The following is a 13,344-nucleotide window of genomic DNA, read 5'->3' on the forward strand; positions in this document are numbered from 1 at the left end:
GGTCATTGGTCATTAGTCATTGGTTATTGGTTTTTACCGATTACCCATTACCGATTACCCATTACCTATTCCCCATTCCCCCCTACCAACTATTTACGGCAAATTTATCTCTTGCAGCAGCCAAAATCCTGCAAAAGATTGAGCTTGAGCATCAGACTGCACACCAATAAAATGTACCCCATTAGCTGCTTGCTTGGTTGATTCAAAACCTTTAGCTTCAACAAGCAGTTGAGGCGTTCTGATATTTGCCACAATCCAGCTTTCTGTAGCACCCGTTTCTAAAATCAATCTCTCACCAAGACTTGTATCAAATTTCAAATAAGCCAACTCCAAACCAGACATCCAACCGGCTAAGGGTAAAGCCCTCGGTGAAAAAATCAAAATCCCAGGAATCCGGGCTTCCGGCGACAATTTCGCCAACTCTAGGGGAAAAGCTTCACCAAAGCCAATTTCCCACTCCGGCATATCCGCAAAATCTTGAGCTTCTAAAGTCACAAAAGCCCACTGTTTTCCTTCCAACGCATCTGGTAAGCGTTGGGGTAAAGGTCTATCTAAGCGCACCGAAGCATTAGCCCCCCCTTGATACCCTGGTTCTTGGGGATATACTTCTTCCATCCGCTGTTGCAGCCATTGGTTAAGAAATAAAGTGCGGCGGCTAGGTAAGGCAGGAACGCCCACATCCTCGCAAGCTTTAGTAATCATATTATTCATTTGGCGGCGGAAAAAGCGGACTTTGATTGGTGCTTCTCCTGCCTTGTTAATTGCTTGCTGCAACGCCGTCCGCAACCAACCCGAATTTACCTGGGTACTGGGGCAATATTGAGCATAGCGAAACAGAGAATCTATATTAGTGCCAATACCTGAGGGCGTTTCGCACACCAAGACTTCCCAAACTTTTTTTTGATTTTCGTCCAGAATCGGACGGGAGTAAAAATCGACTTCCCAAATACTGCCCATGTTTTACGGTAAAAATCTGGCGACTTTATATTTTGCTTATATTTTCACTCTACCAATCTACAGGAACGTTAGACCTGTGTTCACAGGAATCTCTCTCGAAGATGGCAAGATTAAGTTTTCAGGTTCGTAGTGAGGACTTCAGTCCTCAAAAACCATTAATCCCATTTCTTGATGAAGTTGCACGTTCATGGTTGCGCTTTAAAGATTAAAAGGGCGGTTAGAAACCGCGTCTACACAGGCAAAACCCATCTGGGTTTCAAACTCTTGATTTTTCATCAGTAACATTAGGGACTTCCAAATAATAAAATATCCTAAATTTTCTTGTGTGGTGGGCTTCTAGCCCGCCCGGAATATGGGATGGGCTTCTAGCCCGTCCCACAAGATTGGGTAATTTATTTCTTGGAAATCCCTTAAAAGGGCGGTTAGAAACCGCATCTACACAGGCAAAACCCATCTGGGTTTCAAACTCTTGATTTTTCATTAGTCCACGTTCGCGTAGCGTGCCGTAGGCATAGGTGGACTTTGCTTGTGTAGCCGCGAATTCCATTCGCTTTATCTGACATTCCTCACCAAAAAATTTGCCTGGCCACAGCTTCTTTGAGAACGCTGCAAAATTTCTGTACTACAAGCGCCTGTTTTACCGTCTTTCGCGAAGCAAAAGAACACCTCTTGCAAAAACCTGCCGGAATCAGAACAATAAGGGGCTATTTGGTCAACAGTAAATTTACTGTTAGCACTAGCACGCACAAATGCAGTTTTCAGGTCTTTGATGGTGGTGCGGAAGGGTTGAACGGGGCGATTATATGCTGTGGGAATGGCGACGGAATCTTTTAACTGTTTACTTAATGCTAGGTATTGTGTAGGGGTTTTACCTGAACAAGTCCCACGTTTTTCCCATTGATGGTTGTAGAGTTTATCACTGGGAAACAAACCGGGAAACTGCCGCTTCACTGATGGTGGTAGTGTTTGCATTGAGCAATCAGCAGGAAAACCCGTTTGGTATTGGGGCCGGAGTTTGTTAGCGCAAAGGGAGTAGGGAAGTAGGGCGATCGCTTCCATCAAAGTTTCAATCCCCTTGCGGGGAGTTGGTTAGCGGAAAGCATGACCCCTTAACCTTTGCCGAAGCCCTTAAAAGTTTCAGTCCCCTTGCGGGGAGTTGGTTAGCGGAAAGATTTGTGACGTATGTGGAGAACGGCGCCCCATACAGGTTTCAGTCCCCTTGCGGGGAGTTGGTTAGCGGAAAGTAAAGCTTATCTGTACAACAGTGATGTTTATATCACGTTTCAGTCCCCTTGCGGGGAGTTGGTTAGCGGAAAGCCAAAGCTAAAAGGTCTGATTGAAGTGCCTACCCCGGATGTTTCAGTCCCCTTGCGGGGAGTTGGTTAGCGGAAAGCCATAGCCAACTGGACTAACTGTAAAGTTTGGGATGTTTCAGTCCCCTTGCGGGGAGTTGGTTAGCGGAAAGTGAGAAGTTGAAATCTCAAGCAGAGTCAATCATTAGAAGGTTTCAGTCCCCTTGCGGGGAGTTGGTTAGCGGAAAGTTAGTCAATTTGATACTAATGCCGAACTATTTTTGTTTCAGTCCCCTTGCGGGGAGTTGGTTAGCGGAAAGGATGGGGAGAAAACATCCAAAGGTAAGGATTATTACGTTTCAGTCCCCTTGCGGGGAGTTGGTTAGCGGAAAGTTGTGGGTGGTGCGTTCTGTTTGTTTTTAGTTTTTGTTTCAGTCCCCTTGCGGGGAGTTGGTTAGCGGAAAGTCCGCCATCTGAAAGTCAAACTGGAGAAGGATTCTAGACAGGATTTTGGCAGACCTCTATTTTTAGGTCGATTTCAGGCTCCGAAAAACTGCCGGCTGAAACTATTGAAACGCTAGAACTATTGAATTTTCAAGGTTCTGAGGATTTGGCGAACCCCCCAGGGTTTTTGCCCCCGCTTTGGCTTGCCAATTTCTATAAAAATAAAACCTTTGCTCTCAGGTTGTCAAGTATTTTTTCTTACCTCATACCAATTCCCTATAACCTTGAAACAAATGAGATCCCCCCAGCCTTTTTCATTCTACCGCGTACACACAAGTTATTCGATTACCCAAAAATCTTGAAAAACCTCACCCTGTCCTGACGGACATCCCTCTCCTTCGCAAGGAGAGGGACAGGTTGTGCGTAGCAGAACCAGTTATTCGATTAGCCAAAAATCTTGAGAAACCTCACCCTGTCCTGACAGACATCCCTCTCCTTGCGAAGGAGAGGGACAGGTTGTGCGTAGCAGAACCAGGGTGAGGTTTTGAATCGGCGTGTTCGCAATTACCGATTACCGATTATTCCTGATTCTCTTTCCCCAGCCTCTAGCCTGTTGCGGCTAGTAGTGTGACAATATTTTTACCTTGATAGCTGGAAAATAACAAACTATGACAATGCATTCTTCACTCCAACGCGCATTTACTAACCGCAGTGTTTTGAAAGTGATTAGCGGTTTGAATAACTTCAACGCCGAAAACGTGGGCGCGATCGCTAAATCTGCTGAAATCGGCGGTGCTACATTTGTAGATATCGCGGCTGATCCTGACTTAGTGCGATTGGTGAAAAGCTTAATTAATCTACCTGTTTGTGTATCAGCGGTAGAACCTGAGAAATTTGTCGCATCTGTAGCTGCTGGGGCGGATTTGATTGAAATCGGGAATTTTGATTCCTTCTATGCTCAAGGACGCAGATTTGAAGCGGAGGAAGTTTTAGCCCTAACGCAGCAAACCCGCGCCTTGTTGCCCGAAATCACCCTATCTGTAACCGTTCCCCACATCCTGACACTCGACCAACAAGTGCAGCTAGCTGAGGAATTAGTCAAAGCAGGTGCGGATATTATCCAAACCGAAGGCGGTACTAGCAGCCAGCCAACTCACGCCGGCACTTTGGGATTAATTGAAAAAGCTGCCCCCACCTTAGCAGCAGCTTATGAAATTGCCCGTGCGGTATCTGTACCTGTGTTGTGTGCTTCTGGCATTTCTAGCGTGACTGCACCATTAGCGATCGCATCTGGTGCATCTGGTATTGGTGTTGGTTCCGCCATCAACCAACTTAATAGCGAAATCGCCATGATTGCCGCTGTCCGTGGTTTAGTGGAAGCTTTAGCAACTGCAAAAGTTCTCACTCCCTAATTTTCAAGAGAGCTAGTATTTTAGGGACAGGCGAGACGCCTGTCCTACGTCTTAAGACAAACAATCTTTCAAAGCATAAATCACCTGATCTTGCTGTTCCGCTGCCAATTCGGGGAACATCGGCAAAGATATCACCTCATGACAAGCTTGCTCAGATACTGGTAATTGTCCTGGTTGATAGCCGAGACTTTCATAAACTGGCTGCAAATGTAAAGGACGGGGGTAATAAAGCATCGAACTCACGCCTTTTTCTTGCAATTGACTCCGCACCCAGTCCCGATATTTAGCACTAGCACCATTTCGCCCTTCACCAGAAATGCGAATGGTGTATTGATTCCAAACACCGACACCGCCAAGTAATTCTTGGGGTGGGACAATACCGGGAATCTGACTGAGGAATTGGTAGTAATAAGCGGCGAGTTGCTGGCGTTTTTGGTTCCAAACATCGAGATGACGCAGCTTTATTTGGAGGATAACCGCTTGTATCGCATCCAAGCGGCTATTTACCCCGATTTCCTCGTGAATATAGCGGGTTTTGCTGCCATGTTCTCTGAGTATCCGCAGCTTAGAAGCGATCGCCGCATCATTGGTTGTAATAGCACCACCATCACCACAACCGCCAAGATTCTTGGTGGGGTAAAAGCTAAAGCAACCAATATGTCCAATACTACCGACTTTTTGACTATCCCAAGTCGCGCCTGTAGCCTGGGCGCAATCTTCAATCACTGCTAAATTGTGAGATTGTGCGATCGCCATTAGCCCTGTCATGTCCACAGGTAGCCCAAACAGATGAACAGGGATAATTGCCTTTGTTTTGGGTGTAATCGCCGCTGCTATTTGCTCCACGTCCAAATTAAAGGTAGTGGCGTCAATGTCAACGAACACTGGCTTTGCACCCACAGCATTAATCACCTCAGTTGTGGCAAAAAAGGTGAAAGGTGTAGTAATTACTTCATCGCCAGCACCAATTTCTAGGGCACGTAACGCTAAGTAGAGGGCATCAGTACCAGAGTTGCAAGCTACACATTCAGTTACACCATGATAGGCAGCAAACTGTTGCTCAAAACCTTCAACTACAGGCCCGCCCACATAACGACCAGAAGCCAAAACCTCTAGAACCGCTGCACTCACTTCGGCGGCGATCGAGGTGTATTGTTGTTTGATATCAAAAGCTGGAATGGAATTTACGCTTTGGATCATGAGTACTCATTTTATCGGGAGATACATAAGGAGGCGTTTCGACGGTCGATGTTGGCTGATGAAATTGTTAATTCAAAAGCCTCGATAGACTGTCATATACAATACTGAAATAAGAAAGGTTTTTACTGAAGTGTTGGGGCGGACAGCGATTGCACATTGAATTTACAGATATTAAGCATACTGGGTAGTCGCCATCATAGGTTTATACCATTTTGTATGCCTGACGGCAGCCGCAGGCATCTTTTAAAGTTTAAATTTTGAATTGTTGAAACTGATCTATATTTACCAAGATCGGACAGATGGAATCAAAGTTCCAGGTGTGTCGGTCTAAGCTAAAAAGAAAATGTCGGCAGGTAAATAAGCCATGCAAGATTTGATCAAGCTGGATATAGTTGATTTGGCTATGGCTGTGGGATTGATGGCTCTAGCCATTGGCATATCTGCCTGGGAAAGATTAGGGCTAGAGTTAAACTTAGTCCTGGCTACCGGCAGAACTATCCTCCAGTTACTCGTACTGGGATACGTTTTCGACTTCATCTTTGCTCTTGATAACCTTTGGGCAGTTTTGGCGATTTTATCAGTAATGCTGACAATTGCGGCAATTGTCGCCCGAAACCGCATCAGTCAAAAAATTCCCCATGTTTTGCCTTTGGTGTGGGGCGCAATTTTAGTCAGTACTGCTTTAACAGTGCTTTACGTCAACTTTTTGATGATTCAACCAGACAGATGGTTTGAACCGCAATATGTAATTCCCTTGGCTGGGATTGTGCTTGGTAATGCGATGAATGCAGCTGCTCTGGCTGGAGAACGCCTTGTCAGTACTATTAATCAGCAACCTACAGAAATAGAAACCCACTTGAGCCTAGGTGCAACTCCTCAGCAAGCAGTTAGCCAATACCGCAAAGACGCCATCAGAGCCGCATTAATTCCCACTCTCAATCAAATGATGCTGCTTGGGATGGTTGCGCTACCAGGAATCACCAGCGGACAATTATTGGCTGGGGTGAACCCACTTGATGCTGTATCCTACGAAATTATGATTATGTTTATGGTGGTTGTCGCTAACTTGCTGACAACGGTTTTAGTTACTAGGGGTTTGTGCCGTCAGTTTTTTAATTCTGCCGCGCAGTTAATCAGTTAATTCTCCCTCTAACCCTTTAGCCAGCGCCAGTTATAGCGATTCCATGCGTAGATTCCGGGAATTTCTAACTCATTACCGTTATAGAAGCGAATGCGGCAATTGGTTAAAGAGTCATTGTTATTAGTCCCATTGTCGACCTGAATCACCATGCAGGCAAACCATTCACGCTGACAGGGTCCATTTTCTTGCACCCATTCCCATAGGGCGTTGCAAACTTCGATGCGATCGCCTATTCTCAGCTTTAGCGCATCCTCAAAATCAGCATATTTATCAAAATGGTACGACTCTACACGGTTTAGCCACTGCAAACCATAGCTTTGGCGAATAAATTGCACCTTTCCCGAATCTTGTTGCAGCAGCCAGTCGTTGAGCAATTGCACTTTCCAAGTCCGGTTTTCTTCTTCCTCTGCCTTGACGAACTTTAAAAATGCTGCCAATTCCTCTGGGGTAAGTTCGTCTAAAGGATTAGCAATATCTGACACCCTAGAGTTAGAGTTTCCCTGTATTTGCTCGACAACTTGCAGTAATATCTGTTTCTGCGTATCAGTGAGAGGACAGCTGGCTGCATCACAACAATTAAAGGCTGCTTGCAAGGCTGCTTCAATCTCATCGGTCGTCATAGGTTAATAGCAATTGAGGGTCTATTTTCCTCATTATTACCCAACTCCGTGAGTAGACACCCCCCATAATGCTGGTATTTTCCGCCGAATTTCGAGATTCATCCGGCTAAAGTCAGGTAAATTCTTGTTTTATTTCAGGTAGGTTTCATTGCTACCATCTTTAAACATGGAAAAGAAAAACCGTTTAGCATTTTTGTGGAATTATCTGGCTTTAGCTATGAATAACTACTCAAAACTCCAGACTCAGTACTCAGGACTAATCAAAGTTGTCTTTATTTCCTGCCTCATCGGTGTTCTATCGTGGGTGTGGACACCAAGCGCTGTAGCGTTGACACAGATTAAACTATTTGACGTTTCCTATAAGGATTGTCCCCCAGAACTGGCGCAAGGAACTGTGGTTAGTAACGGTTCTAAATCTGCCAGTTGCTTTATTGTTGTTGGCAAGGCAGAAAATGGCACCTACAAAACAGTCTACGACGCAGACATTTTTGGGCGCATCTATGATGCTAATAACGACTCAGTGATGCAAAACCGCACCCGTCTAGGTTCTATTGCTGAAGTACCACCAGGCATCAGTGATTTTGAATTCAGAATTACAGTACCTTCAAACCAGCCTACCCCATTGCAGCTGAAGCAGTTTAAGGCTGCTGGATTTAGCGCTCAAGTCCGGCGTTGATCAATTATGTTGAAGCTGTCTGGGCTAGTTAGCCCAGACATCAAATTTTGTTGTTGGACGTGGAATTATCTGCAAACTCTGTGTTATCAGATGGCTTGCAAACCGCCACCTACTACCTGTAACAGTATAATTGCTAACATAGGAGAAAAATCCATGCCACCCAATGGGGGAATAATGGAGCGGAAAAGATTGAGATAGGGGTCGGTGATCTGGCTCAAAGCCGCAAATGGTTGGTTATACCAATTAATATTGGGGAACCAGGTCAATAAAACCCGAAAAATTAGCAAATAGCTGTAATAGGTAACGAAGGCAGCTAGTGTTCCAAACAGTAAATTCATGGAGGGGTTGGTTTCCTGCTAAGTGTTAAACGCGGTCTTACTAATTGATTTTAATTTAGTCAATGTCGTCGCGTCTGCGTTTAGCTGTCGCGTTTACCGTAATTGGCAGTTGCTTGACAGTCTCCTTTCTCTAGAAGCTGGGGGATTTTTGAGGAAGGTTTGTCAAGAGGGCGACAACAATCGCCTAGCCGCTTACTCGATGTCTCAAGCTATTTGCTCGGCGCGGCATTGATTCTAGTCACGCCAAAGTGTGCTTTAGGAGTCGTGTCCGAGCGATCGCTCATTAATCGGCTGAGGCACACTGCCATTGACATTCCCTAACTGCTTTCGCACATCATCAATTGTGGCATTCAACTGGGCAATTTTATCTTCTAGCGATCGCCTCGCCGTTTCAATTTCTAGGCTTTCACTGGCAGAGGCTTTCATCTGACGCCGTCTTGGTGGTACTTTATTAGTTTCATCCTGGATCTGGGTCAGTTCTGTCTCTTCTTCAACTGCCAATTGAGTATCGCGTCGAGAAACAATCACTGCTCCCAGAATACCACCTACTAACCCACCGACAAAGGCGCCTGCAAAAAAACCACTGGCAAAATTATCTCGCTGACTCATATCTTTACCGCCTTGAAGAAACCTGGGATTTTTAAAGTCATTAAGCTATTTTTCCGCCCTAGGTGCATCCTAGCTCAAGTGCCAAAGATGCGATCGCCTGCATCTCCCAACCCCGGCACAATATAACCCTTGCTGTTCAGCGTTGCGTCAATAGTAGCGGTGTAAACAATTAAACCTGGGTAAGCAGCATTCAGTTTTTGCAAAGCCGTTGGAGCCGCCACCACGCAGACAATCCGCGTCAACGCAGGATCAACACCCCGTTGGACTAATTCCGCCATCGCCGCCATAATCGATCCTCCCGTCGCCAACATCGGATCGGTAATTAACACCCGCGTTTGGGGGTCGAATTTTTCTGGCAGTTTATTCAAGTAACACAAGGGTTCTAGTGTCTCCTCATTTCGCACCAAACCAAGATGGTAAATTGAGGCCAAGGGCAGCAACGTCTGTGCTCCTTCTAATAATCCTAGCCCAGCCCGCAAAATCGGCACAACCGCCACAGGTATCTCTGGATTAATCAAAGTTGCTGGACAGGTGTCCAACGGACTCTGCACCGTTGTCTCTAGGGTCGGTAGCCAGTCTCGCGCCGCTTCATAAGTTAGCCATCGTCCCAACTCAGTTATGGCACTGCGAAATAATACTGAAGGCGTAGCAACATCACGAGCGACTGCCAACCAGTGCTTGATTAGGGGATGGGGTGGGACATAAACAAGCAGTTGTTGCGTCATAGCCAGATATGGGCGACTTTTTATTCTAAAAATAACTGAAACATCATCATATCTCTTTCCCGCGTGCTGCTGATAGCCAAAATCCATCCACCTAATTTATTGATAAAAGTTTTCATTAACAGTTGACATTAATTCTCAATCAAGGTTATATTGTCATATAGTGTTCTCCTCTCTTTAAGGATCGGCAGACGGGATAAGCGGGCAGTAGCAGGCTTGTCCCTCTTTTTTGTGCGCGGAAACAGAAAGCAATTCACAATTTCCTAACTTACCCCAGTCCCAAATAAATTTATCAAAGGTCATTTGAGCAAGTATTTTGAGAAAAATTAAATTACAACAAAGTTCGTAGTCAGGACTTTAGTCCTTAAAATATTTGAATCAAGCGATTTATCGCTGACTACGAACAAAAATTTAATTTTGAATTGCTTATGCCCCCGCGTACTTTATTTGATGCGATTGTAATTGGGTCTGGTATTGGTGGCTTAGTCACAGCAACCCAGCTAGCAGCGAAAGGAGCTAAAGTTCTGGTGCTGGAACGTTATCTGATTCCAGGTGGTAGCGCTGGTTATTTTGAGCGCCAAGGTTATCGATTTGATGTTGGAGCCTCAATGATTTTTGGCTTGGGAGATCAAGGCACAACCAACCTACTCACCCGCGCCTTAAATGCTGTAAATGTCAGCCAAGAATCTATTTTCGATCCAGTGCAGATTCACTATCATCTGCCGAATGGATTAGATTTGAAAGTTGACCGAGTTTATGAAAAATTTTTGCAAAGTCTTATTGCTTATTTCCCTCATGAACAAAAAGGGATTCGTCGTTTTTATGACGAATGTCAGCAAGTTTTCAATTGCCTTAATCGCATAGATTTACTGTCACTAGAAGAACCCAGATATGTGATGCGGGTATTTTTCCAACATCCTTTAGCTTGTCTTGGTTTGGCCAAATATTTGCCACAAAATGTTGGCGATGTAGCGCGACGCCATATCAAAGACCCCCAGTTATTGAAATTCATCGATATGGAATGTTATTGCTGGTCAGTAGTCCCCGCTAACATGACACCGATGATTAATGCTGGCATGGTCTTTTCTGACAGGCATTATGGCGGTGTCCGCTACCCTAAAGGTGGTGTGGGACAAATTGCCCAAAAATTAGCTGATGGTTTAGAAAAAGCTGGGGGTGAAATTAGCTACCAAGCAAGGGTGACAAAAATCATTACCGAAAAAGGTCGAGCCGTAGGCGTGCAACTGGCTAACGGTAAAGTTTATTACGGTAAACGTATAGTCTCTAACGCTACCCGCTGGGATACTTTTGAAAAATTACTACCAGCAGATGAAATGCCAGTTAATGAAAAAAACTGGCAACAACGTTATCAAAAGTCACCCAGTTTTCTGAGTCTACATATCGGGGTGAAGGCGTCAGTTTTGCCAACTGGGACAGAATGTCATCATATTTTGCTGGAAGATTGGCAAAAAATGGCAGCACCTGAAGGCACTCTTTTTGTTTCCATCCCCACATTACTTGACCCAGATTTAGCACCAGCAGGATATCACATCATTCATGCTTTCACGCCGCACTGGATTGATGATTGGCAAAAACTTTCACCGAGTGAGTACGAAGCGAAGAAAGAACAAGCAGCAGGGCGAATTATTGAGCGCTTAGAGCAAATTTTTCCCGGTTTGGATGCGGGGTTGGATTATCTGGAAGTAGGAACACCGCGCACCCATCGCCGCTTTTTGGGTCGTGCAGATGGCACCTACGGGCCAATTCCTCGGCGCAAGTTGCGGGGGTTATTGGGGATGCCATTTAATCGCACAGCCCTTCCTGGGCTTTATTGTGTGGGGGATAGTACCTTTCCTGGTCAGGGGTTAAATGCGGTGGCTTTTTCTGGCTTCGCTTGCGCCCATCGCATTGCTGTAGATTTGGGGCTTTAATCATAATATTGCGAGAAATGTAGGGGCAATTCATGAATTGCCCCTACAGGATTAGGTGAAATTTATTTACGTCTAGTGAAATACCAAGCCAAGCCACCAAAAACCAAAGTAGCGATCGCACTCCAACACAAAGATAGTATGAGGGGATGGGGTGGATTAGCCCAAGATATGGGTGCAAAGGGTTTGTCGATGTGTTGGGTGACAACGCCGGAAACTATGGCACCACCACCAAATCCGATGCCGATTACTTGGATTGTACGTTCTAAAGAGCGATCGCGTTCTGCCTGTTCTATCTCTACTATGCCGCGAATTGTGTTGATCAATTGGTCGAAGAGACTTTGACCAGGGGTAAGATAGCCTAAATCTGTATTAATTTGTTCAATATAAGTTCCTTCAGCTAGTTTAAGAAAACTTGATAAAAACTCTATATTATCATCTTGAATGCATATATTATTTAATTTGTCAAAAGATAAAGCTAGATTTTTATTATTAGTTTGAATTGTATTTTTGTGCAGTTGTAAATCTCTTAAATGACGAGCATAATTAAAAGATATTTCTGGTATTTCGTTGAGCCACTGATTAAACTGCTGTAATTTAGGACTTGCCGGCTGATTTTTCAGGTTATGAAACTTAATAACTTTCTCTTCTAACTTACTATACTCTTCTCTAGCTTTTTGATTACACCAAATAGCTTCAGAACGAGCATAAATAATTTTACTGCGACAGGTGAGGAAATCAATTAAGGGGTAATAGTAATCTCCGTGATTTTCTAATTGGGTAGTTTGGGGATTTGTATTTAACCAAATTAAAATATGACACTGCTCTTTAGGAGAATCAGCATCATTGTTATATTCAAAAATTGGACTACCTAATAATTTACCCTGGGACTGACAATAAATATTCAGTTGCTTGACTGTTGTTGCTGATAGCAAACTATTGACGCAAGCATCAGCAAAAGCTTGTTCATCTTGAATGTCACCCAGCGGTTGAGCAAAAAATACTAAGGTTTGTCCTAGAGAAGCATTGATATTGCTGGGAAGTAAATAATTATCAGGATTTAGTCCTTTTAAAGCAGCAATTTGTACTGCTGGTTCGGCGTAACTTAGGGTTAAATCAAGGGCGTAAGTGTCATGAATTTGCAGCGCATTAATTGCTCCCCTTAAGTGGAGATGTGTTTTGTGTTCAATGGCGGTAAAAGGTAAAATGCCAGTGATATTGGGTGCTGGATAATTTTGCTTTTCGATTAATTCCGGTAAGGTTTCTAGTTTAGGAATTCCCAGCTTTTTGCCTAGTTCTTGACATTTAAACCATAAATTATTGGCGTCATTAACTGGAGTTTTGATTCCTTGGGCTAGGTTATAGCGGAGATGAAAGGCGTAGAGGGTGAGTTTGGGGTTTGCTACCTTTCCTGATGTAAGATAATCATTAACTTTTGATGTTTGTGCTTGCATAAAAACCCAACATATACCTTAAATTGTAGGGACACAGCATTGCTGTGTCCCTACAGATAAATCAATTTTTCAATGAAAGCAGAGGCAGAGCCTCTGTGATAGCATTCCCAGCCAGAGGCTGGGAACGAGTTATTGTAAGGATTTGAGCTTAAGTTGATCCTCATGAGCAATGCTGTGCCCCTACAGATAAATCAATTTTTACGAGTCTTTTTTTCATCATCATCTTTACTCGGAGATGAACTTTGCTGAATAGCGTTATTCAGAGTTTTTTTATCGGGCTGGTAATCGGGAATATTAGGATTAAACACACCATTTCCCGGAGGTCTATCTGTTTTCTCTTCTTGTTCTATTTCTCCTAAAGCATTATTTACTTCACGATGTTGTTTAAGCCAATCTGAAATAGTGTTTGAGAGGGTGACAATCTCATCTGGTTGAGGCTCAATTAATTTACTTAGTTCTAACCTATCTTTTGGAGAAAATAATGTAGGCTGTGTTTTCAACAAATGGATGAAATTGTTAACCGTGCTTTTGTGTAATAACATAAAGATATT

At 44.1% G+C, this 13,344-nt stretch carries 15 protein-coding genes and 1 CRISPR repeat array; of the genes, 5 read left to right on the forward strand and 10 right to left on the reverse strand.

The genetic code is table 11. The features are described from left to right. Positions 1-93 precede the first annotated feature (93 nt). From CYLST_RS13620 to CYLST_RS13630, 3 genes are all read right to left on the reverse strand, one after another. Positions 94-957, reverse strand: a complete 864-nt coding sequence (locus tag CYLST_RS13620) for a Tab2/Atab2 family RNA-binding protein (RefSeq protein WP_015208313.1) — start codon at positions 955-957, stop codon at positions 94-96. A gap of 256 nt (positions 958-1,213) precedes the next feature. Beyond that, a complete protein-coding gene (locus CYLST_RS13625; RefSeq protein WP_015208314.1) occupies positions 1,214-1,504 on the reverse strand; it encodes a hypothetical protein in 291 nt (96 codons plus the stop codon). A gap of 5 nt (positions 1,505-1,509) precedes the next feature. After that, on the reverse strand, positions 1,510-2,016 hold the full coding sequence (locus tag CYLST_RS13630; RefSeq protein WP_015208315.1) for a ribonuclease T2 family protein: 507 nt from the start codon (positions 2,014-2,016) through the stop codon (positions 1,510-1,512). Between the two features lie 4 nt (positions 2,017-2,020). After that, positions 2,021-2,714: a CRISPR direct-repeat array (repeat unit 37 nt; unit sequence GTTTCAGTCCCCTTGCGGGGAGTTGGTTAGCGGAAAG). Between the two features lie 647 nt (positions 2,715-3,361). Between CYLST_RS13630 and CYLST_RS13640 the strand changes: the two genes are divergently transcribed. Further along, positions 3,362-4,105 (forward strand): DUF561 domain-containing protein, encoded by a 744-nt coding sequence (locus CYLST_RS13640; RefSeq protein WP_015208316.1) that lies wholly within the window; start codon positions 3,362-3,364, stop codon positions 4,103-4,105. Positions 4,106-4,156: 51 nt separating this feature from the next. On the opposite strand, the gene CYLST_RS13645 is transcribed toward CYLST_RS13640, so the two are convergent. Further along, positions 4,157-5,305, reverse strand: a complete 1,149-nt coding sequence (locus CYLST_RS13645) for a DegT/DnrJ/EryC1/StrS family aminotransferase (RefSeq protein ID WP_015208317.1) — start codon at positions 5,303-5,305, stop codon at positions 4,157-4,159. A 364-nt stretch (positions 5,306-5,669) separates the two neighbouring features. On the opposite strand from CYLST_RS13645, the gene CYLST_RS13650 reads away from it, so the two are divergent. Further along, the gene (locus CYLST_RS13650) at positions 5,670-6,446 is read left to right on the forward strand and encodes an ABC transporter permease (RefSeq protein ID WP_015208318.1); all 777 of its coding nucleotides are present in this window, start codon (positions 5,670-5,672) and stop codon (positions 6,444-6,446) included. 8 nt (positions 6,447-6,454) lie between these two features. Here the strand turns inward: CYLST_RS13650 and CYLST_RS13655 are convergent, their stop codons facing one another. Continuing rightward, entirely contained in the window at positions 6,455-7,066 is a 612-nt protein-coding gene (locus tag CYLST_RS13655; protein ID WP_015208319.1) for a hypothetical protein, read from the reverse strand. Between the two features lie 217 nt (positions 7,067-7,283). On the opposite strand from CYLST_RS13655, the gene CYLST_RS13660 reads away from it, so the two are divergent. Further along, the gene (locus CYLST_RS13660; protein ID WP_051056188.1) at positions 7,284-7,742 is read left to right on the forward strand and encodes a hypothetical protein; all 459 of its coding nucleotides are present in this window, start codon (positions 7,284-7,286) and stop codon (positions 7,740-7,742) included. An 86-nt stretch (positions 7,743-7,828) separates the two neighbouring features. On the opposite strand, the gene CYLST_RS13665 is transcribed toward CYLST_RS13660, so the two are convergent. Then, positions 7,829-8,080, reverse strand: a complete 252-nt coding sequence (locus CYLST_RS13665; RefSeq protein WP_015208321.1) for a YggT family protein — start codon at positions 8,078-8,080, stop codon at positions 7,829-7,831. 22 nt (positions 8,081-8,102) lie between these two features. Between CYLST_RS13665 and CYLST_RS34500 the strand changes: the two genes are divergently transcribed. After that, positions 8,103-8,312: a hypothetical protein gene (locus CYLST_RS34500; RefSeq protein ID WP_157162582.1), complete on the forward strand. Its 210-nt coding sequence runs from the start codon at positions 8,103-8,105 to the stop codon at positions 8,310-8,312. A gap of 23 nt (positions 8,313-8,335) precedes the next feature. On the opposite strand, the gene CYLST_RS13670 is transcribed toward CYLST_RS34500, so the two are convergent. Further along, the gene (locus tag CYLST_RS13670) at positions 8,336-8,689 is read right to left on the reverse strand and encodes a ssl2009 family thylakoid membrane protein (RefSeq protein ID WP_015208322.1); all 354 of its coding nucleotides are present in this window, start codon (positions 8,687-8,689) and stop codon (positions 8,336-8,338) included. Between the two features lie 74 nt (positions 8,690-8,763). Continuing rightward, positions 8,764-9,414: a uracil phosphoribosyltransferase gene (gene upp / locus CYLST_RS13675; RefSeq protein ID WP_041233645.1), complete on the reverse strand. Its 651-nt coding sequence runs from the start codon at positions 9,412-9,414 to the stop codon at positions 8,764-8,766. 425 nt (positions 9,415-9,839) lie between these two features. On the opposite strand from upp, the gene crtH reads away from it, so the two are divergent. After that, positions 9,840-11,342, forward strand: a complete 1,503-nt coding sequence (crtH, locus tag CYLST_RS13680) for a carotenoid isomerase (protein WP_015208324.1) — start codon at positions 9,840-9,842, stop codon at positions 11,340-11,342. Positions 11,343-11,404: 62 nt separating this feature from the next. On the opposite strand, the gene CYLST_RS13685 is transcribed toward crtH, so the two are convergent. Both CYLST_RS13685 and CYLST_RS32305 read right to left on the reverse strand, forming a co-directional pair. After that, the gene (locus tag CYLST_RS13685) at positions 11,405-12,793 is read right to left on the reverse strand and encodes a hypothetical protein (RefSeq protein ID WP_015208325.1); all 1,389 of its coding nucleotides are present in this window, start codon (positions 12,791-12,793) and stop codon (positions 11,405-11,407) included. A gap of 191 nt (positions 12,794-12,984) precedes the next feature. After that, positions 12,985-13,335 (reverse strand): hypothetical protein, encoded by a 351-nt coding sequence (locus CYLST_RS32305; protein WP_015208326.1) that lies wholly within the window; start codon positions 13,333-13,335, stop codon positions 12,985-12,987. Positions 13,336-13,344: the final 9 nt, after the last annotated feature.

This window comes from Cylindrospermum stagnale PCC 7417 (genome assembly GCF_000317535.1).
In the GTDB taxonomy this organism is placed as follows: Bacteria; Cyanobacteriota; Cyanobacteriia; order Cyanobacteriales; family Nostocaceae; genus Cylindrospermum; species Cylindrospermum stagnale.

Coding starts and splice junctions, on each gene's coding strand:
- CYLST_RS13670 (WP_015208322.1), bottom strand. CDS start 8,689: ATGAGTCAGCGAGATAATTTTGCCAGTGGTTTTTTTGCAGGCGCCTTT.
- CYLST_RS13625 (WP_015208314.1), bottom strand. CDS start 1,504: ATGGAATTCGCGGCTACACAAGCAAAGTCCACCTATGCCTACGGCACG.
- upp (WP_041233645.1), bottom strand. CDS start 9,414: ATGACGCAACAACTGCTTGTTTATGTCCCACCCCATCCCCTAATCAAG.
- CYLST_RS13685 (WP_015208325.1), bottom strand. CDS start 12,793: ATGCAAGCACAAACATCAAAAGTTAATGATTATCTTACATCAGGAAAG.
- CYLST_RS13620 (WP_015208313.1), bottom strand. CDS start 957: ATGGGCAGTATTTGGGAAGTCGATTTTTACTCCCGTCCGATTCTGGAC.
- CYLST_RS13640 (WP_015208316.1), top strand. CDS start 3,362: ATGACAATGCATTCTTCACTCCAACGCGCATTTACTAACCGCAGTGTT.
- CYLST_RS13650 (WP_015208318.1), top strand. CDS start 5,670: ATGCAAGATTTGATCAAGCTGGATATAGTTGATTTGGCTATGGCTGTG.
- CYLST_RS13645 (WP_015208317.1), bottom strand. CDS start 5,305: ATGATCCAAAGCGTAAATTCCATTCCAGCTTTTGATATCAAACAACAA.
- CYLST_RS13665 (WP_015208321.1), bottom strand. CDS start 8,080: ATGAATTTACTGTTTGGAACACTAGCTGCCTTCGTTACCTATTACAGC.
- CYLST_RS32305 (WP_015208326.1), bottom strand. CDS start 13,335: ATGTTATTACACAAAAGCACGGTTAACAATTTCATCCATTTGTTGAAA.
- CYLST_RS13630 (WP_015208315.1), bottom strand. CDS start 2,016: ATGGAAGCGATCGCCCTACTTCCCTACTCCCTTTGCGCTAACAAACTC.
- crtH (WP_015208324.1), top strand. CDS start 9,840: ATGCCCCCGCGTACTTTATTTGATGCGATTGTAATTGGGTCTGGTATT.
- CYLST_RS13660 (WP_051056188.1), top strand. CDS start 7,284: ATGAATAACTACTCAAAACTCCAGACTCAGTACTCAGGACTAATCAAA.
- CYLST_RS13655 (WP_015208319.1), bottom strand. CDS start 7,066: ATGACGACCGATGAGATTGAAGCAGCCTTGCAAGCAGCCTTTAATTGT.